Source organism: Roseobacter sp. TSBP12, from assembly GCF_009129705.1.
GTDB lineage: Bacteria > Pseudomonadota > Alphaproteobacteria > Rhodobacterales > Rhodobacteraceae > Celeribacter > Celeribacter baekdonensis_A.
Genome location: NZ_PYIB01000004.1, coordinates 235,781 through 254,770 on the forward strand (window position 1 = coordinate 235,781; position 18,990 = coordinate 254,770).

General features: G+C 58.1%; 19 protein-coding genes and 3 pseudogenes. 17 read left to right on the forward strand and 5 right to left on the reverse strand.

Going from position 1 to position 18,990, the window contains the following annotated elements:
• Positions 1-205: 205 nt before the first annotated feature.
• The 3 genes from tig to C8029_RS02185 all read left to right on the forward strand — a co-directional run bounded on the left by tig (position 206) and on the right by C8029_RS02185 (position 2,827).
• A complete protein-coding gene (gene tig, locus C8029_RS02175; RefSeq protein ID WP_152002132.1) occupies positions 206-1,534 on the forward strand; it encodes a trigger factor in 1,329 nt (442 codons plus the stop codon).
• 198 nt (positions 1,535-1,732) lie between these two features.
• Entirely contained in the window at positions 1,733-2,422 is a 690-nt protein-coding gene (aqpZ, locus tag C8029_RS02180; protein ID WP_009571398.1) for an aquaporin Z, read from the forward strand.
• A 93-nt stretch (positions 2,423-2,515) separates the two neighbouring features.
• On the forward strand, positions 2,516-2,827 hold the full coding sequence (locus C8029_RS02185; RefSeq protein ID WP_152002133.1) for a hypothetical protein: 312 nt from the start codon (positions 2,516-2,518) through the stop codon (positions 2,825-2,827).
• On the opposite strand, the gene C8029_RS02190 is transcribed toward C8029_RS02185, so the two are convergent.
• The 4 genes from C8029_RS02190 to rpsF form a co-directional block, all read right to left on the reverse strand.
• A complete protein-coding gene (locus tag C8029_RS02190; RefSeq protein WP_193217572.1) occupies positions 2,824-3,309 on the reverse strand; it encodes a lytic transglycosylase domain-containing protein in 486 nt (161 codons plus the stop codon). The genes C8029_RS02185 and C8029_RS02190 overlap by 4 nt on opposite strands.
• Before the next feature lie 203 nt (positions 3,310-3,512).
• Positions 3,513-4,118 (reverse strand): 50S ribosomal protein L9, encoded by a 606-nt coding sequence (rplI, locus tag C8029_RS02195; protein WP_009571395.1) that lies wholly within the window; start codon positions 4,116-4,118, stop codon positions 3,513-3,515.
• Positions 4,119-4,129: 11 nt separating this feature from the next.
• The gene (gene rpsR / locus C8029_RS02200; RefSeq protein ID WP_005852865.1) at positions 4,130-4,357 is read right to left on the reverse strand and encodes a 30S ribosomal protein S18; all 228 of its coding nucleotides are present in this window, start codon (positions 4,355-4,357) and stop codon (positions 4,130-4,132) included.
• A gap of 21 nt (positions 4,358-4,378) precedes the next feature.
• Positions 4,379-4,735 carry a 30S ribosomal protein S6 gene (gene rpsF / locus C8029_RS02205; RefSeq protein WP_009571394.1) on the reverse strand — a complete coding sequence of 119 codons (357 nt, stop codon included), beginning with the start codon at positions 4,733-4,735 and terminating at the stop codon, positions 4,379-4,381.
• A 510-nt stretch (positions 4,736-5,245) separates the two neighbouring features.
• On the opposite strand from rpsF, the gene C8029_RS02210 reads away from it, so the two are divergent.
• The 4 genes and pseudogenes from C8029_RS02210 to C8029_RS02225 all read left to right on the forward strand — a co-directional run bounded on the left by C8029_RS02210 (position 5,246) and on the right by C8029_RS02225 (position 7,974).
• Positions 5,246-5,530, forward strand: coding sequence for a hypothetical protein (locus C8029_RS02210; protein WP_152002135.1), 285 nt, complete (start codon positions 5,246-5,248; stop codon positions 5,528-5,530).
• Positions 5,531-5,736: 206 nt separating this feature from the next.
• Complete coding sequence (fabD, locus tag C8029_RS02215) at positions 5,737-6,666, forward strand: ACP S-malonyltransferase (RefSeq protein WP_009571392.1); 930 nt, start codon at positions 5,737-5,739, stop codon at positions 6,664-6,666.
• Between the two features lie 111 nt (positions 6,667-6,777).
• A pseudogene (gene fabG / locus C8029_RS02220) lies at positions 6,778-7,514 on the forward strand (3-oxoacyl-[acyl-carrier-protein] reductase).
• 226 nt (positions 7,515-7,740) lie between these two features.
• Positions 7,741-7,974 carry an acyl carrier protein gene (locus tag C8029_RS02225; protein ID WP_009571390.1) on the forward strand — a complete coding sequence of 78 codons (234 nt, stop codon included), beginning with the start codon at positions 7,741-7,743 and terminating at the stop codon, positions 7,972-7,974.
• 102 nt (positions 7,975-8,076) lie between these two features.
• On the opposite strand, the gene C8029_RS02230 is transcribed toward C8029_RS02225, so the two are convergent.
• The gene (locus C8029_RS02230) at positions 8,077-9,252 is read right to left on the reverse strand and encodes a PilZ domain-containing protein (RefSeq protein ID WP_009571389.1); all 1,176 of its coding nucleotides are present in this window, start codon (positions 9,250-9,252) and stop codon (positions 8,077-8,079) included.
• A 194-nt stretch (positions 9,253-9,446) separates the two neighbouring features.
• On the opposite strand from C8029_RS02230, the gene fabF reads away from it, so the two are divergent.
• The 10 genes and pseudogenes from fabF (at position 9,447) to C8029_RS02280 (ending at position 18,982) form a co-directional block, all read left to right on the forward strand.
• Complete coding sequence (gene fabF / locus C8029_RS02235; RefSeq protein WP_107719097.1) at positions 9,447-10,709, forward strand: beta-ketoacyl-ACP synthase II; 1,263 nt, start codon at positions 9,447-9,449, stop codon at positions 10,707-10,709.
• A pseudogene (gene mltG, locus C8029_RS02240) lies at positions 10,709-11,874 on the forward strand (endolytic transglycosylase MltG). The gene fabF and the pseudogene mltG overlap by 1 nt, the downstream one beginning before the upstream one ends.
• A gap of 476 nt (positions 11,875-12,350) precedes the next feature.
• Complete coding sequence (locus C8029_RS22230) at positions 12,351-12,692, forward strand: hypothetical protein (RefSeq protein ID WP_152002136.1); 342 nt, start codon at positions 12,351-12,353, stop codon at positions 12,690-12,692.
• Positions 12,640-13,977 carry a DNA-packaging protein gene (locus C8029_RS02250; RefSeq protein ID WP_152002137.1) on the forward strand — a complete coding sequence of 446 codons (1,338 nt, stop codon included), beginning with the start codon at positions 12,640-12,642 and terminating at the stop codon, positions 13,975-13,977. The genes C8029_RS22230 and C8029_RS02250 overlap by 53 nt, the downstream gene beginning before the upstream one ends.
• Before the next feature lie 372 nt (positions 13,978-14,349).
• Positions 14,350-15,572 (forward strand): annotated as a pseudogene (locus C8029_RS02255) (phage portal protein).
• 1 nt (position 15,573) lies between these two features.
• Positions 15,574-16,149: an HK97 family phage prohead protease gene (locus tag C8029_RS02260; RefSeq protein ID WP_009571383.1), complete on the forward strand. Its 576-nt coding sequence runs from the start codon at positions 15,574-15,576 to the stop codon at positions 16,147-16,149.
• Positions 16,150-16,251: 102 nt separating this feature from the next.
• Complete coding sequence (locus C8029_RS02265) at positions 16,252-17,466, forward strand: phage major capsid protein (RefSeq protein WP_081583683.1); 1,215 nt, start codon at positions 16,252-16,254, stop codon at positions 17,464-17,466.
• A 171-nt stretch (positions 17,467-17,637) separates the two neighbouring features.
• Positions 17,638-18,234, forward strand: a complete 597-nt coding sequence (locus tag C8029_RS02270) for a head-tail connector protein (protein ID WP_009571381.1) — start codon at positions 17,638-17,640, stop codon at positions 18,232-18,234.
• On the forward strand, positions 18,234-18,575 hold the full coding sequence (locus C8029_RS02275; RefSeq protein WP_009571380.1) for a head-tail adaptor protein: 342 nt from the start codon (positions 18,234-18,236) through the stop codon (positions 18,573-18,575). The genes C8029_RS02270 and C8029_RS02275 overlap by 1 nt, the downstream gene beginning before the upstream one ends.
• Entirely contained in the window at positions 18,572-18,982 is a 411-nt protein-coding gene (locus C8029_RS02280; protein ID WP_009571379.1) for a DUF3168 domain-containing protein, read from the forward strand. Before C8029_RS02275 ends, C8029_RS02280 begins: the two co-directional genes overlap by 4 nt.
• Positions 18,983-18,990: the final 8 nt, after the last annotated feature.

Here is an 18,990-nt window from a genome sequence, read left to right on the forward strand (position 1 = left end):
GCATGCCAAGGATCATCTTGATCCTCACTGTGACCTTTGTTCCACATCACAGGAGCGGAACCGGCTTGGCGCCTTGGGCAGCGAAGGCTGGTTGTACCGGATGGTTGGAATCGCCTTGCACGATTGGCATTGACCCCCTAGAAGGGCGTCTGATTTAGTGGTCGCCTTGTTGCGGCCTGAGAGAGACGTAAGAAGGACGCCCAAGATGCAGGTCACCGAGACCCTGAATGAAGGTCTGAAGCGCGGCTATCAGATCACGATCACTGCCGCTGAGCTTGACGCCAAAGTCAATGCAAAGCTTAAAGAATCTCAGCCTGAGATCGAAATGAAGGGCTTCCGTAAGGGCAAAGTCCCGATGGCGCTTTTGAAAAAGCAGTTCGGCCCGCGTGTGCTGGGCGAAGCCATGCAAGACGCTGTTGATGGCGCGATGAACGAGCATTTTGAAGCCTCCGGCGACCGTCCGGCGCTTCAGCCCGATGTCAAAATGGATGCGGGCGAAGAGTGGAAAGAGGGCGACGACGTTGTTGTCACCATGACCTACGAAGCTCTGCCTGAGATCGCCGAGACCGACCTGTCCGGTGTGAAACTTGAGAAACTGGTGGTGAAAGCCTCCGATAAAGAAGTTGACGATGCTTTGGCCAACCTTGCCAAAACCGCGCAGAACTTTGCCGCCAAAGACGGCGCGGCCGAAGATGGCGATCAGGTAGTGATCGACTTCTTGGGTAAAGTCGACGGCGAGCCTTTTGAAGGCGGCGCAGCCGAAGATTACCCGCTCACGCTGGGCTCCGGGTCGTTTATTCCAGGTTTTGAAGAGCAGCTTGTCGGCACCAAAGCCGGCGAGGAAAAGAACGTCGAAGTCAATTTCCCCGAGGAATATGGCGCCGAGAACCTGGCTGGCAAAGCCGCTGTGTTTGAATGCAAAATCAAAGAGGTCAAAGCACCTGCGGATGCTGAGATTGATGATGAGCTGGCGAAAAAATTTGGTGTGGAAGATCTGGCGACCCTCAAAGGTCAAATCGCTGAGCGTCTTGAAGCCGAATATGCCGGTGCGGCGCGCGCTGTGATGAAACGCGGTCTTTTGGACCAGCTCGACAGCCTCGTGTCCTTTGACTTGCCGCCGTCCTTGGTTGAGGCCGAAGCCAAACAGATCGCGCATCAACTGTGGCACGAAGAAAACCCGGACGTGCATGGCCACGATCACCCGGAAGTCGAGGTGACCGAAGAGCACAACACATTGGCCGTGCGCCGCGTGCGTTTGGGTCTTTTGCTGGCTGACATCGGTCAGAAACAAGAGCTGCAAGTCTCTGATGCGGAATTCACCCAAGCGGTGATGACGCAGGCCCGTCAATATCCGGGACAGGAACGCCAGTTCTTTGAATTCGTTCAGCAAAACCCGCAGATGCGTCAGCAAATCCAAGCGCCTTTGTTCGAGGACAAAGTGGTGGATTGGATCGCTGAGCAAGCTGACGTGACCGAAAAAGAGATCTCGAAAGAAGAGCTCGAAAAGGCTGTTGAAGCTCTCGACGAAGAGTAAGACAGGCCACTCGTTTGAATGAACGAGGGACAGATCAAGCCGCTCCAGAAATGGGGCGGCTTTTTTATGCGCGCCTCTTTCCGCGGCATGGATGCGCTTTAGGGTGCCCTAAGGGAATGGCTGCAACATTGGAAATTTTCCCCATGCGCGATCCTGTGATCCTCACATATGCGTGAGCATCACATTTGGAGAAAGACGATGTTGAAGAAACTTATGGCCGAAGGTGTCGGCACGTTTTGGTTGGTCTTTGGCGGCTGTGGCAGCGCGATTTATGCTGCCGGGGCGCCGGACGTTGGGATCGGTTGGCTGGGCGTGGCACTGGCCTTCGGATTGACGGTTTTGACCATGGCCTATGCGGTCGGGTCGATTTCCGGCGGCCATTTTAACCCGGCCGTCACGCTGGGTCTGGTGGTGGCAGGGCGTCACCCGGCGGGCGAATTGCCGGCCTATTGGGGCGCGCAACTGATGGGGGGCATCCTTGCTGCCGCCGCCCTCTATGCCATTGCCTCCGGCCAGTCCGGGTTTGAGGGCGTGGGCGGCTTTGCCTCCAACGGCTATGGGGTCTTGTCGCCAAACGGCTATGGCATGACGGCGGCTTTGATCATTGAAACCCTGCTGACGGCGGTGTTTTTGATCATCATTTTGGGGGCAACCTCGGCGCGTGCTCCGGCAGGGTTTGCGCCGATTGCCATCGGGCTTGGCCTGACGTTGATCCACCTGATCTCGATCCCGGTGACCAACACATCGGTGAACCCGGCGCGCTCGACCGCAGTTGCGCTTTTTGCCCAGACCGATGCTTTGGGCCAGCTTTGGCTGTTCTGGGTCGCGCCCCTTGTGGGGGCCGTGATCGGGGCTGTGATCTGGAAGATCATGTCCACCGAGGATTGAGGCTAAGACCCGCGCATGAGAAGACCGCCCGTTTGACGGGCGGTTTTTTGTTGGATAAGGCCTGACAGGACACAGGGCGAAGGATGTCAGAGAATGCGCTTTTGGCTTTTATGCATGCTGATGATGCCAGGGACGGCACAGGCGATTTCGCCGGAATGGACGGCTGAGAAATGCGTCCGGTTTGAACGGGCTTGGGATATGGCGACAGATGGTGAGACGATTGACGGGCTAAGCCCGGAGTTCATCGCAGCCAACCGTGTATTTCTTGAGGCGGGCTGTGCCATTCGAGGGGCGGTGTGCCCCCGAACGGCGGAAGAGCGAGAGCTTGCAGATATGCTGTCGCTTATGGCTGTGGCTGAGGGAGCGACGGGGTCGTTTCTGCCATTTCGCTGCGTTGCAGACTAACTTCTGAGGCCCGTTTCATAAAGCAGGCCCTTTTTCTTGGCCTCGTAGTAATAGCCTTTCGCATACCATTTCATCGCGGTGTCAACATCGCCATCGGCCACGATATAGGCCCCGCGCAGGTATTTTCCGGCGTATTTCAGGTTTACATTCGGGTCCAAAAGCTCGCTTGCAGGGCCTGAGTGACCCATGGTGCGCGCCGTTTGCGGCAAGATTTGCAGCAGGCCGTAATAGGGCCCGTTGCGCGCCTCTGGGCGATGGGTGGACTCGCGGATGGCCTGACGATGGACCAATTCACGCGGGATTTGGTAGGTGTCAGCCCATTTGTTGATGAGCTGTCGCAGTTCCGGCGTTTCGTTGGGGAAAAGCGGCGGGTTATAGCCGCTGCGGCTGACCTCTGGTTCTCGCTGGCCGCAGGCGGTGAGCGCAAGGGTCGAGAAGGCGAGAGTGGACAGCATAAAGGCGCGGCGGGTCGGGTGAGGCATGTAAGATCTCCGAAAGCTCTTGGGGACAAAACCACGGGCGCTGTGTTTCGCCAAGACCCGAAGCGTCGAGGGCAGGGGCATCGGCAAGGATACGCTGAGGCGTGAAGCTATGGGACCAAGATAGAGGCGGGACTGGCGTTGCCAATCGCCACAAAAAAGCCCCGCCAATTTGGCGGGGCTTTCTGATCAGAGAGACGAGAAGATTAGGCTTCGTCGGATGCCGGAGCAGAATCGTAATCGTCGTCGTCATTCGCAGCCGAACCCATGTCGTCGAAGAGTTCGGAGATTTCGAATTCAGCCTGAGCTTCGGCTTCAGCGGCGAGTTCCTGAATGGATTTGCCTTCGGCCTGAAGCGTTGCTTCTTCGACAGAGCGCGCCACGTTGAGAACGATGGTGGCGTCAACTTCCGGGTGGAGCAGGACGTGCAACTCGTGCAGGCCAAGGTCCTTGATCGGAGCTTTGAGAGCGATCTGTTTGCGATCGACGGTGAAACCAGCGGCTTCGGCAGCGTCTGCAGCGTCACGCGGGGTGACAGAACCATAGAGCGAACCAGAATCGGAAGCGGACCGAATCACAACAAAGATCTGACCGTCGAGTTTGGCGGCCGCGGCTTCGGCTTCTTTTTTGGTTTCCAGGTTGCGGGCTTCGAGTTGCACTTTCTGAGCTTCAAACGCCTTGATGTTGGCGTCGGAGGCGCGGAGCGCTTTCTCTTGCGGCAAAAGGAAGTTGCGCGCGTAACCGTCTTTGACGGAAACGACATCGCCCATTTGACCGAGTTTGGCCACGCGTTCGAGAAGGATAACTTGCATGTGCTTTCTCCTTACTTCACGGCGTAGGGCAGCAGGGCGAGGAAACGGGCGCGTTTGATGGCGCGAGCCAGCTCACGCTGTTTCTTCGCAGAGACTGCGGTGATACGACTTGGCACGATCTTGCCACGCTCAGAGATGTAGCGCTGAAGAAGGCGGGTGTCTTTGTAGTCAATCGCGGGCGCGTTGTCGCCGGAGAACGGGCAGACTTTGCGACGGCGGAAAAATGGTTTAGCGGCCATAGGTTAGGTCCTTTCCTAAGATCAAGGGCGACGCGGGCGGCGCTCTTCGCGCTCGTCACGTTTCTGCATTTGGACGGACGGGCCTTCTTTGTGCTCGTCGACTTTGATGGTGAGAATACGCATCACATCATCATGCAGACGCATCAGGCGTTCCATTTCCTGCACGGCTTCCGACGGGGCGTCGGTGCGCAGGAAGGCGTAGTGGCCCTTGCGGTTTTTGTTGATCTTGTAAGCCATCGTTTTGACGCCCCAGTACTCGTGCTCGACGAGTTTACCGCCGTTGTCGGCGAGGACGGTGCCAAAATGTTCGATGAGACCTTCGGCCTGCGCGTTGGACAGATCCTGACGCGCAATGAAGACATGCTCGTATAGCGGCATGGAGACTCCAGTTCATAAATCAAGCGCATTTCATAGGGCGGGCATTTTGGCCTTTTCACGGCCCGTCCACGAGAGGCTGCGCGGTTCACATGTCGTGTGAAAAGGATGTGCCCTTATACGCATCTTGGGGTTTGGTTCAAGGTCCAAATTACGCAGAGCGGCGCCGAACCCATGGGGGATGCATGCCTTTCTTAACCATTACTTAAGGGGCAGTGAAGCGTGATGTGGAAGTCTTGAGAAGATGGCTTGAGAAGATGGCGATGGCCACATCCGGTCGTCACGATGTGACGGGGCCGCGTTGATGCCATGTCTTTTAAAATTTTATGAAAATATGCGATGATAAAAACGGTAAATAATCCGTCGTTAAGGCACTGTGTTTGGGGGGATTGTTCATATTAATATATTAATTTTAAACACTAAAGTTGATTTTAGGGTCATTAACCAATGCCTGATCTTTTGCTGGATATTGCCCCTACGTCAGGCGTTACTCTGCGGGCAGAGATAAAGGTGATGACCATGTATTTTACACGGATGAAACTGAACCGCGTGGCCGGAAAACCCGATGCCGTATCTGCCGTACCCTATTGGGCCTGGGGGCAGGGCGTTTTCTTTGCTGCGGTCTTTGCCGTTGTGTTGGCTGGCTTTTTGGGCATGGCTGCGGGGGCGAATTTCGATTTTTCTGGCGCGCTTGAAGACCATATCGACGCGATTGAGGCGGGACGCATCCCGTGCCCGATCCATGATGGCATGGTGCATACCCTGGAGGGGCCAAAATATATCAGAAATCCGAGTTGAACCGCGGCGGTCGAGTCATGGTGTGCCTGAACATTTGACCTGCATTTGATCCGTATCCAATCTAGTCTTACGATCGCGGGCCGGTGCCGGTTCGAAATGCGCCTGCTCGGGCTTGCCGCGCGCCTGTTGGGCGGGTAGACCAATGCCCAACTTAAATCCAAATGAAAACATGGCCGCCTTCAGAGCGGCATATGGAGGGGGCGAAGATGACGCGCGCATTCGTGTTTCCGGGGCAAGGGGCTCAGACGATTGGGATGGGCAAGGCTTTGGCCGAGGCTTATCCCGCAGCAAAAGCGATTTTTGATGAGGTGGATGAGGCGCTTGGCGAAAAGCTCTCAGTGCTGATTTGGGATGGTGAGATCGAGGCGTTGACCCTGACGCAAAACGCCCAACCGGCGCTGATGGCGACCTCTTTGGCGGCGCTACGTGCGCTTGAGGCCGAAGGCTATGCGGTAACGGATGCCGCCTTTGTCGCCGGGCATTCTCTGGGCGAATATTCCGCATTGGCCGCGGCTGGATCTTTGAGCATTGGCGATACCGCACGGCTTTTGCGCATTCGCGGAGAAGCGATGCAAAAGGCTGTGCCCGTCGGAGTGGGCGCCATGGCGGCGCTTTTGGGGCTGGATTTTGAGGCGGTCAAAGAGATCGCCGAAGAGGCCGCCCAAGGACAGGTCTGTCAGGCGGCCAATGACAATGATCCGGGTCAAGTTGTGGTTTCTGGCCACAAAGAGGCGGTGGAACGCGCGGTCGAGATCGCCAAGGGCAAGGGCGCGAAACGGGCCGTTTTGCTGCCAGTGTCCGCACCGTTCCATTGTGCTTTGATGAGGCCTGCGGCGAATGTGATGGCCGAGGCCCTTGATAATGTTGATATTCATGTGCCTGTCGTGCCGCTGGTGGCCAATGTGCGTGCCGCTGCCGTGACGGACCCGGCGACGATCCGATCGCTTTTGGTTGAACAGGTGACGGGGTCCGTGCGCTGGCGTGAGAGCGTGGGCTATATGGCGGCGCAGGGCGTCACCGAGATGTGGGAAATCGGCGCGGGCAAGGCGCTGTCCGGCATGGTGCGGCGGATTGACAAGAGCATCGTCTGCACAGCCATCGGCACGCCCGAAGACATCGCGAAACTGAAAAGTTAAAGGGGAGGGGCGCGGCCCCTCGCCGGACCTTTTGCAAGGATCGGCTCACCACGGGATATTGCCCGGAATATTGAAAGACAAAAGAAGCAGGACGCTTCGGGAGAGAGTCACATGTTTGATCTGACAGGAAAAAATGCGCTGGTCACGGGGGCATCGGGTGGCATTGGCGGCGCGATTGCCAAGGCGCTTTATGAGGCGGGGGCCACAGTTGCGCTGTCTGGCACACGGGTTGAGCCGCTGGAGGCACTGGCCGCAGAATTGGGCGCGCGCGCCATGTGTTGCCCTGCAACCTGTCCGACAAAGAGGCGGTTGAGGCGCTGCCGAAACAGGCGGCTGAGGCGATGGGCTCGGTTGATATTTTGGTCAACAACGCCGGCATCACCCGTGACAACCTGTTCATGCGGATGTCGGATGACGAATGGGACAGCGTGTTGAACGTGAACCTGACGTCGACGATGAAGCTGTGCAAAGGCGTGATGCGTGGCATGATGAAGGCGCGTTGGGGCCGGATTGTGAATATTTCTTCGATCGTAGGCGCGACGGGCAACCCCGGTCAGGCCAATTATGCGGCCTCGAAAGCGGGCATGGTCGGCATGTCGAAGTCGCTGGCCTATGAGGTCGCATCGCGCGGGATCACGGTGAACTGTGTGGCGCCCGGATTTATTGCCACGGCGATGACGGACAAATTGAGCGACGATCAAAAAGGCAAGATCAACGCACAAATTCCGGCGGCACGGATGGGCACGCCGGAAGAGATTGCGGCGGCCGTGGTGTATTTGGCGTCGCAAGAATCCGGGTACACCACCGGGACCACGTTGCATGTCAACGGCGGGATGGCGATGCTTTGAGCGTAAAAAAGCCTTTTGGCATGTTGGGTCCAACGTGGGGTCACAAACCATTTGCCACGGGGGAGGATTGTGCTATGAGCAGCGAAGATTGGGCCTTGGGAGCGAAAGCGACATGGTGTATGCCGTAGCGAAGACTTGAGTATCGTTTCGCAATGGACATGTAAGAAGAGCGGCCCAAGGGCCAAAGCTAATGTGGGCACTTCGCCCCAAACTATGAGGAAAGAACATGAGCGACATCGCAGATCGCGTGAAAAAGATCGTTGTCGAGCATCTCGACGTTGAAGAGGACAAAGTGACGGAAACGGCGTCCTTCATCGACGATCTTGGCGCTGACAGCCTCGACACAGTTGAGCTGGTTATGGCTTTTGAAGAAGAGTTTGGCATTGAGATTCCGGACGATGCAGCCGAGACCATCCAGACTTTTGGCGACGCAGTGAAGTTCATCACGGAAGCCTCTTAAGTCGGCTTTGATCCTAAATCAGGATCGTAAAGTTTTAAAACGGCGCTGTTTTACAGCGCCGTTTTTATTTTGCATGAGCCTCTTTGAGGGGAGAGCGATGGATCAGGCGGCCAGATCAGGATCTGGTGAGGGGGTGTCATCCAGTGCGTCCTCGCCCCAATCCGAGGACAGGAGCGCCTGTTTCAACGCTGCCGCGTCATAGGCGGGCGGGATAAAATTCTGGCCAAGGGCCTGCGTCTTGGCGCGCTCAGAACTGATTTTTTGGGCAAACTCCTCCAAAAGGTATTTCATCTCAGCCTCGGTGAGCAGTTTGTCAAATTTCACACCGATAAAATAATTGCTGCGCCACATCACGCGGGCTTTGCACACAACAGGGCCGATGGTGAGTTTGATTTTCTGGCGGTCGCGCAGTTCCAGCGTGGTTTCGAGTTTCGCGCCGATTTGGCTCAGATCGAGCACCTCACCGAAAACCGGCAGGATTCCATCGAAAATCACCACAGGCAGGGTGCAGGGATAGCGGGTGGCGCGGCGTTGCACGATGCCATAGCGCATCCACGCCCAAGAGGTGATGGCGGAGATGAAAGTGAAAATCCCAAGGGCAAAAGCGGCGTTTCCCGAGGGGCTTAGGGTCACAGGCGCGGCGACGGAGGGCGGGGCAACCGCAGGGCGGAATTCATCGAAATTTTCGGGGTCGAAGGTCAGGGCTGTAGGGGCGGAGGAGGCATGGTCTTCAGAGGCCACGACATCGACGATTTCTTTGATGCCCTCGCGAACACGACGCAGGAATGTTGATTTTTGCTTGCCATCGGCTTCGAGAAAATCCGGAGCATCGGGGTCGCATTCGGTTGCGGAGAGGAAATGTGACAAGCTTTGAGATTGTGACGAAAAGCGCGGGTCCGTGCCGTAGCGCTTGGCCATTTCGCCCCAATTGTCACGCTGTAGATCCAGCAAGTGGTGGCGTGAGGTGATGAAATCAAAAAGAGCTTGTTCGTTGGCGCCTAAGTCCGCCGCGTTGATTTGTTTGAGCAATTTGTCGCGCTCGTAACGGTCCATTTCAGTTCGGAAGATGCGGGCAGCTTGGAGTTCGTCGGCGGTCCCGAGGGATTTGATATAGGTGTTGGCGCTGTCATTGAGCGTATTCAACCAACTTTCCAGCCGGCAGGATGGTGCGGAAAAGGCGGATGTGGCGGCAAAAAACAGCGAGGCAAGGCCAAAGACTGCGATCCGGGCGAGGCCAGAGCGGAAAATCCAAAAAGTGCGTCTCAGATCAAAGGTCATGGGAAGGGCCACGCGTTTTGGTCTGTGATAACTGAAAAAGCGTCAAAATCTGGTTTACGCAACAGGAGCGCAGCACAGGTCAAAGGGGTATGGGGCGATTTTCCGGCTGCGGAAATGCGCCCGAGCACTGTCTCGGACTTCCATCAGCGGAAAAGGCCGTGTATTGAAGGGCTGATCAAAATGAGGGGGCCAGAATGCGCCGAGTAGTTGTCACAGGACTTGGGATGGTTTCGCCGCTGGCGTGCGGTGTTGAGGAAACATGGACGCGCCTGTTGGCGGGGGAATCGGCCGGGGGCACGATTCAGCGGTTTGACGCGAGCCATTTGGCCACCGATTACGCCTGTGAGGTGAAAATCGGCGATGGCACCAACGGGACGTTCAACCCCGAAGATTGGATGTCGAACAAAGAGCGCAAAAAGGTCGACGATTTCATCCTTTTTGGCATTGCGGCGGCTGAACAGGCGCTGACCGATGCAGGATGGAAGCCGGAAGACGAGGAAGATCGTCTGCGCACCGGTGTGTTGATTGGCTCGGGCATTGGCGGTCTGTCGTCGATTGCAGATGCGGCGGTTTTGCTGAAAGAAAAAGGCCCGCGGCGGATTTCGCCGTTCTTTATTCCGGGCTCTTTGATCAACCTGATCTCGGGCCAAGTGTCGATCCGCTACGGGTTTAAAGGCCCGAACCATTCGGTCGTGACCGCCTGTTCGACGGGCGCACATGCGATTGGCGATGCGGCGCGTCTCATTCAGTGGGGCGACGCGGAGGTGATGGTTGCGGGCGGTGCGGAAGCAGCAATTTGCGAATTGGGCATCGCGGGCTTTAACGCCTGTAAGGCGCTTTCGACCAAACGCTCCGATGATCCGGCAAAGGCGTCGCGGCCCTATGACGATGACCGTGACGGCTTTGTCATGGGCGAGGGCGCGGGCATTGTGGTGTTGGAAGAATATGAGCACGCCAAAGCGCGCGGCGCGAAGATTTATGCGGAGATCGTCGGCTATGGCCTGTCGGGCGATGCCTATCACATCACTGCACCGGCCTCCGATGGGGACGGCGGGTTCCGGGCGATGCAAGCGGCGCTGAACCGCGCCGGGCTTGAACCCAAAGACGTGGATTACATCAACGCCCACGGCACATCGACCATGGCGGATACGATTGAATTGGCGGCTGTGGAGCGGCTTTTGGGGGATGCGGCGGCGAAAACCACCATGTCCTCGACAAAATCCTCCATCGGCCACCTTTTGGGGGCTGCGGGGGCTGTTGAGGCGATTTTCTGTGTCCTGGCGATCCGTGATCAGGTGGCACCGCCAACGATCAACCTTGAAAACCCGGCGGTGGAGCCGGTGTTGGATTTGGCGCCGAACGCGAAACGCGAGCGTGAGATCAATGTGGCGCTGTCCAACTCCTTTGGCTTTGGCGGCACCAATGCCTCGCTGGTGTTGAAGAAGGTGACAGATTGATGTGGAGGTCTATCGCCTCGAATGCGCTGACACTTTTGATTGTGGTGCTAATCGCGTTTGCGGGTGTGATTGCATGGGGCAAGCGGGAATATACAGCGGCGGGTCCGTTGGAGCAGGCGGTGTGTTTGCGCGTGCCCTCCGGGTCAACGATGCGCCGGGTGTCGGATGATCTGGCCTCAAAAGGCGCGATTTCATATCCGTCGATTTTCCGCATTGGCGCGGATTATTCCGACAAAGCGCAGCAGTTGAAAGCCGGGTCGTTTTTGGTGCCGGAAGGGGCGTCGATGGCGCAGATCACCGATTTGATTACCCGTGGCGGGGCTTCCACCTGTGGCACCGAAGTGGTGTACCGGATTGGGGTGAACCGCGCCCAGATGCAGGTGCGACAGTTGGATCCGGCGACCTCGGCCTATGTTGAAACGGTTGAGTTTCAGCCGGGCGAAGAGGGCGTTGCGACGCCTGAGGCCTATACCAAGGTGCGTGGTGAGGCGGACACACGGTATCGCGTGTTGGTGGCCGAGGGGACGACGGTGTGGCGCGTGGTGGAGAGCCTGAAACAGGCGGATTTCCTCAGCGGCAGCGTTGAGGGTGAGGAGATGCCGAAAGAGGGCATGTTGGCTCCTGACAGCTATGAGGTGCGTGCGGACTCTGACGTGGATGAGTTGATCGCGCGGATGCAAGAGTCGCAGCAGATGCGGATTGATACGATCTGGGCGCAGCGCACCGAGGGTCTGCCGTTTGAGACGCCGGAAGAAATGCTGACCCTGGCGTCGATCATCGAGAAAGAGACCGGCGTGGCGGAAGAGCGGCGTCAGGTTGCGTCGGTGTTTGAGAACCGCTTGAAACGTGGCATGCGGTTGCAGACCGATCCGACGGTGATTTACGGCGTGACCAATGGTGTGGGTGTTTTGGGGCGTGGTTTGCGGCAATCTGAGTTGCAATCTGACAGCCCTATAACACCTATGTGGTCGAGGGCTTGCCGCCGGGACCGATTGCCAATCCGGGGCTTGCCTCCTTGGAGGCGGCGGTGAACCCGGATACGACGCCTTACCTGTTCTTTGTGGCGGATGGCACGGGCGGGCATGCCTTTGCCGAGACCTTGGCCGAACACAACGCCAATGTTGTGAAATGGCGCGAGATCGAGGCACAAAGAGCGAGTCAGTAAGTCATTAAAGCGCCATGCCACAAACCTGAAACACGGGTTTATGGCGTGGCGCTTTAATATAATTTAGAGAAGGGCGCGTTCATTGCGCCTTTTTTCGTTTTGAGGGACCGAGTGTAAAAACATTGGCGGTAAGCCGGACGTCGTAAGGATCTTTCATCTTCGCTCCTATGCGCGCGGTGATGTTTGATTACGCGTTTGTTTTCAGAGGGAAAGGCGTGGGAACGCAAAAGGTTAATGGTGCGGAAATTCGAGAGTTCTGTTGGTTAACTTATTGAAAGTATTAAATAACTTGACGTGAGAACGATTTTATGGCAGCCTTATGGCATGCTAGAAGACGTGGGTGAAGCGGCCAGAGTGGGTGCCTGAGGGGGCGCGCGCGATGGGCTGCTTTTTCTTTGGGGCGATCCCGCGGGACCGTCCATATCAAAGCGCTCGCCTCTCTCGTGCGGAGATTCAATGCATGAGAGGCAGATCCTATGAAAGTAGAGACTTCATCTGTGGGGGATGACCGCAATCTCGACAGTCTGGTCGAGATTGCAAATGAGAGCGTGATCCGGGCGATCCGGGCCATTCACGATGCCATTGACGGCGTGCGTGCCGGCGATCCGAAATCGGCGAGCGAGATCGCCAAACATATGGCGGATCTGAACAAAGCGCTGAATATTTCGTTTGAGGAAAGGAAGCGTCTCGATGACCACAAACGCAAAACCGGAGAGCTTGGGGGCGGAGAACTTGATCTTGACGCAGCCCGATCTCAGGTCCTTGATGGCCTGGGTCGCCTCAGAGCCGCGAGAGGTTCAGGACCAATTTCTCAATGATCTCGATGAGGGGGCGCTTTTGGCGCTCCCTTTTTTGTTTGAGGCTTGGGCATTGGATCACCAATTGCCGCCCGAGGGCGATTGGCGCACCTGGGTGATTTTGGGCGGACGCGGTGCGGGCAAGACACGGGCCGGGTCCGAATGGGTGCGCGCGATGGTGGAAGGATCGCGGGCCTGTGATCCGGGGCGGGCCAAACGCGTGGCCTTGGTCGGCGAGACCTATGATCAGGCGCGCGAGGTGATGGTGTTTGGCGATAGCGGAATTTTGGCCTGTAGCCCGCCGGATCGGCGTCCGAAATGGGTGGCAACGCGGCGCACGCTGGTGTGGCCCAATGGGGCGGAGGCGACGGTGTTTTCAGGCAATGACCCGGAGGCATTGCGGGGGCCGCAGTTTGATGCGGCCTGGATCGACGAATTGGCGAAATGGAAAAAGCCGCAAGAGGCGTGGGACATGCTGCAGTTCGGCCTGCGCTTGGGCGATGATCCGCGCGCGGTGGTGACAACGACGCCGCGCAACATCGCGATTTTGAAAACGCTGTTGCAACGGTCCTCGACAGTCTCGACCCATGCGACGACAGAGGCGAATGCAGCGAATTTGGCGGCGTCGTTCCTCGAAGAGGTGAAAACACGCTATGCGGGGACACGATTGGGGCGGCAGGAACTGGACGGCGTATTGATCGACGAGGAAGAGGGCGCGCTGTGGTCTTTGGCCCGGCTTGAAGAGATGCGCGCGGGCGATTTGCCGGAGTTTGACCGGATCGTCGTGGCGGTGGACCCGCCGGTGACCGGCCATGCGGGATCGGACGAATGCGGGATCGTCGTGGTGGGTGCCGTGACCCAAGGCGCGCCACAGAATTGGCGGGCCTATGTGTTGGAGGACGCGACGGTGTCGGCGTCGTCCCCGACCGTGTGGGCCAAGGCGGCGATTGATGCGTTGGCGCGCTGGGAGGGTGACAAGATCGTGGCGGAGGTAAACCAAGGCGGCGATTTGGTCGAGACCGTGTTGCGGCAGATTGATCCGATGGTGCCGTATAAATCGGTGCGCGCGACGCGGGGCAAGGCCGCGCGGGCGGAGCCTGTGGCCGCGCTCTATGATCAGGGCCGGGTCAGGCATGTTTGGGGCGGGTTGGACGCGCTGGAAGACCAGATGATCAAGATGACGGCACAAGGGTTTCAAGCGCCCGGAAGCCCGGACCGTTTGGATGCGCTGGTCTGGGCGGTGCATGAGTTGATGATTGTGCCTGCGGCGGGGCATTTGCGGCCACGGATACGGACGCTTGGTTAGGTGTTGCGTGTCACGCGGAGCAGCGCGCGGCCTGCTTAGAACTTCTTTTACCCTGTCGTTTAGAACGTTTTTACCGAAGGCGCAGTGATGGACACATCAAGGGTCCTGAGGGGCGGGAGAGCCCGCAAGAGGTCTCGGGGAGGCGCGGGCGCCACGACAGGTTTGGTGAGGTTGAAAGATCCCATCATGCTCCCTTTCCGGGCCTCGTGTGCGTCAGGCGAACGGGGCAAGTGCCCGGATGCGTGATGCCACGAGGCCGAAACAATCGAGAGTAACAGCCAAGGCTTGGCGGGGTTCTTTGCGGGCCGCGCACAGTGGAGGCATGGATGCCACAGCGGCATCGCCGGACAAGAGATGAGGAGAGACACGGATATGGTGTTTGACTTTCTGAAGCGGGGCGCACCCGAGATGCCCGAGATGAAGGCCTCGGCGACCGGGCCGGTTGTGGCGTCGGTTTCCGGCGTGGGCCGCGTGGCCTGGAGCCCGCGCGATACGGTGACGTTGACGCGGGTGGGGTTTATCGGCAATCCGGTTGGGTTTCGCTCGGTCAAATTGATTGCGGAAGCGGCGGCGGCATTGCCTTTGGTGATGCAGGATGCAGAGGCGCGGTATGACGTGCATCCGCTTTTGTCGGTGATTTCGCGTCCCAATCCGGCACAGGGCCGGGCGGAATTGTTTGAGGCGCTCTATGCCCAGCTTTTGCTGTCGGGCAACGCTTACCTTGAGGCGGTTGGCGACTGGGGCACGGCACCGCAGGAGTTGCATGTGTTGCGCTCGGACCGGATGAACCTTGTGCCCGGTGCGGATGGTTGGCCGGTTGCCTATGAATATGCGGTGGGCGGGCGCAAGCACCGGTTTGACGTGATCGACGGGCATTCCTCGATTTGTCACATCAAGACCTTTCACCCGACGGATGATCATTACGGGCTGTCCCCGATCCAGGCGGCGGCGACGGCGATTGATGTGCATAATTCGGCCTCGCGTTGGTCGAAAAGCCTTTTGGACAATGCGGCCCGGCCTTCGGGCGCGATTGTCTACAAAGGCGTGGACGGTCAGGCGTCGATGGGGGCGGATCAATATGATCGGTTGCTCAGCGAGATGGAGAGCCATCATCAGGCGCGCGCAATGCGGGTCGGCCAATGTTGTTGGAAGGGGGGCTTGATTGGAAACCGATGGGGTTCAGCCCCTCCGACATGGAATTTCAAAAGACCAAAGAGGCCGCGGGACGCGAGATCGCCCTGGCCTTTGGGGTGCCGCCGATGCTTTTGGGCATCCCCGGTGACATGACCTATTCGAATTACCAAGAGGCGAACCGGGCGTTTTATCGTCTGACGGTGCTGCCGATGGTGAGCAAGGTGACGGCGGCGATCGGGCATTGGTTGTCTGAGCGCACGGGGGAGGCGATTGAGCTGAAACCCGACCTTGATCAGGTCTCCGCGCTGTCGAGTGAACGCGACGCGCAATGGAACCGGGTGGCGAGTGCCGATTTCCTCACACCCGAAGAGAAGCGCGCGATGTTGGGTCTGCCGCCCTTGGCTGCGGAATCCGCTTCACCAAAGGCTGAGGATCAGGCCCAAGAAGATGAGGGGAACTGAGATGAACAAGGAGTTTCAAGGCGGTCTTGAGCACAAGTTTAGCCGGTTGGGCGAAGATATTGTGGTGACGGATGGGGTCGAGATCGAAGGCTATGCCTCGTTCTTTGGGCTGACAGATCAAGGCGGCGATGTCGTTTTGAAAGGGGCCTATGCCACGTCTCTCAAAACGCTGAAATCGAAGGGTCGTTCGGTGAAGATGCTGTGGCAGCATGATCCGAGCCAGCCCATCGGCATTTGGGACGAGGTGCGTGAAGACGCGCGCGGGCTCTATGTCAAGGGACGCCTGCTGACCGACGTTGCAAGAGGTCGCGAAGCGGTGGCGCTGATCGAGGCGGGGGCGATTGACGGGTTGTCGATCGGATACCGCACCGTGAAGGCGCAAAAGGACGCGAAAGGCGCGCGCCTTTTGTCCGAACTGGAACTTTGGGAGGTGTCTTTGGTGACATTTCCGATGCTTCCCGAAGCGCGGTTGAGCACGGAGGCAAAGGGGGATGACCCGTATGCGACCGAGACGATGCTGCGTGACCTTGCGGACGCTTTTACCAGAGCCCGCAAGCAGCTGGCCAGCGAGAGCTAACGCCAGCGCAGTCACCCGCGATACCCAACACAACAACGAAGGATTGTTTGGATGAGCAAAACCGAGATGAAGGCCCAAGGCGGCTTTCAGGCCGGGACCGGTATGTCCGAGACCTCGGCCTATAAGGGGGGCCAGTTTGGTGCCCAAACCGGGGCCCATATTGGGACCGGACCGGCCACCGAGGTGAAGACCGCGTTGGCCGAATTCGTAAGTGATCTCAAAGACTTTCAAATCGAAATCAAATCTAAACTTCAAGAACAGGAAGAGCGACTGACCATGCTTGATCGTAAATCCCACACCTTTGGCCGTCCGGCCCTGTCCGCAGCGCGTGATGTGGACATGTCCCACAAATCGGCTTTTGTGACCTATGTGCGCAACGGCGACGATGACGCGTTGCGTGGCGTCGAACTCGAAGGCAAATCCATGTCCACCGCCATCAATGGCGACGGTGGCTATCTTGTGGACCCGCAGACCTCTGACGTGATCAAATCGGTGCTGAAATCCACCGCGTCTATCCGGTCCATCGCGACTGTGGTGAATGTCGAAGCGACCTCTTATGACGTGCTGATCGACACCACGGATATTGGCTCGGGTTGGATCACGGAAACTGGCGCCGTGGGTGAAACTTCCACGCCGACCATCGACCGTATTTCGATCCCACTGTTTGAGCTGTCGGCTTTGCCGAAGGCCTCTCAACGTCTGTTGGACGACTCTGCGTTTGACATTGACGCGTGGCTTGCCGGTCGCATTGCCGACAAATTCGCCAGTGCTGAGGCGTCTGCCTTTATCAACGGTGATGGCGTTGATAAACCGACCGGCTTTTTGGCGCACGCACAAGTGGCCAATGACAGCTGGGCTTGGGGCAGCCTTGGCTATGTCGCCACCGGCACCGATGGCGCGTTTGATGCGGCCAATCCGGCGGATGCGATTGTGGAGCTGGTCTATGCGTTGGGCGCACAGTACCGCGCCAATGGCACCTTTGTGATGAATTCGAAAACCGCGGGCCAAGTGCGCAAGCTCAAAGATGCGGATGGCCGTTTCTTGTGGTCTGACAGCCTTGCCGCTGGCGAACCGGCGCGTTTGATGGGCTACCCGGTTTTGATCGCGGAAGATATGTCGGACATCGCCTCTGATGCGGCTGCAATTGCCTTTGGTGATTTTGCCTCGGGCTACACCGTTGCCGAACGCCCGGACGTGCGCATCCTGCGCGATCCGTTCTCGGCCAAGCCGCATGTGCTGTTCTATGCCACCAAGCGCGTGGGCGGTGACGTGTCTGACTTTGCAGCGATCAAACTGCTGAAGTTCTCGGTCTCCTAAGATCGTTTGAAGACGTGCCCATGGCCGCACCGCATCGGTGAGGTCATGGGCAATGGATGCGCGCCCCATAAAGCCCGTGTTGTCTAGCTGCTCCCCCTCCGTCCGAGCAACAAGGGGGGACGCGCATCCATACTCACTGCAACCAGGGGGACCCGGAAACGGAGATGTACCATGATGTTAATGGAGCAGACCCAGGTGCCAAGCGCGGCATTGCCGGTCGCTGAATTCAAAGATCATTTGAGACTGGGCACCGGGTTCGGCGATGATGGGGTTCAGGACGGGGTCCTTGAGACGTTCCTACGGGCGGCGATGGCGGCTGTCGAGGCGCGGACCAACAAGGTTCTGATCATTCGCGACTACACCTATACGCTGTCGGCGTGGCGTGATCTTGGCGCGCAGGGGCTTCCTGTCGCTCCGGTCCGTGCGATCACTGCTTTTGTGATTACGGATCGTTTGGGCGCGGAAACTACGATTGACCCAGCCAAATATGTGCTGGAGCAGGATATGCACCGCCCCCGGCTTGTCTCGACAGGGTTCGTGTTGCCGCAAATCCCGGTCGCCGGACAAGCGCGGATTGAATTTACGGCCGGGTTTGCAAATGCTTGGGGCGATTTGCCCGCAGATATTGCGCAGGCCGTGATGCTTTTGGCGTCGCATTATTACGAACACCGCCATGAGACGGCGGTGGGTGAGGCAACGATGCCTTTTGGCGTGAATGCCCTGCTTGAGCGCTATCGCAACCTGCGTCTGTTTGGAGGGCGTTTGTGATGGCAGACGTCGTTCACCTTAATCGCAAACTCGTTTTGGAGGAGGCCAACCGGGTCTCCGACGGGGCGGGTGGTTATGTTGAGACCTGGGCACAGGTTGGCACGCTCTGGGCGTCCATTCAGTCGGGAACAGGGTCTGAGACCTCAGAGGATTTTCTAACCGTGAGCCGAGTGCCGATGAAGATCATCGTACGGGGCGCCCCGGTTGGATCGCCCCGACGTCCGAAACCCGATCAACGCTTTGTCGAAGGCGGGCGGATGTTTCGCATCCTGTCCGTGACGGAGCTTGATCCGCAGGGGCATTACCTGACCTGCAATGCGCGTGAGGAGGTGGCGTCATGAGTTACGGTGTTGCGGCAGCTTTGCAGACAGCGGTGTATCAGGCGCTTGTAGCCGATGCGACGCTGACGGGGATGGTGGGCAGCGCGATTTACGATGCGGCCCCGACCGGCACCTTGCCCTCTTTGTATGTGAGCCTTGGCCCGGAGGACGTGACAGATGCGTCTGACAAAACCGGAGCGGGGGCGCGCCACGAGTTCACGGTGTCCGTGGTGGCGGATACGGCGGGTTTTTTGACGGCAAAACAGGTGGCCACGGCCATTTCCGACGTGCTTGTCGATGCGGATCTTGCGTTGAGCCGCGGTGTGCTCGTTGGGCTCTATTTCGTGTCGGCCAAGGCCCGGCGCGTTCAGGACAGTGATGTGCGCAGGATTGATTTGAAATTCCGCGCGCGTGTTGAAGACAACTGATTATTCCA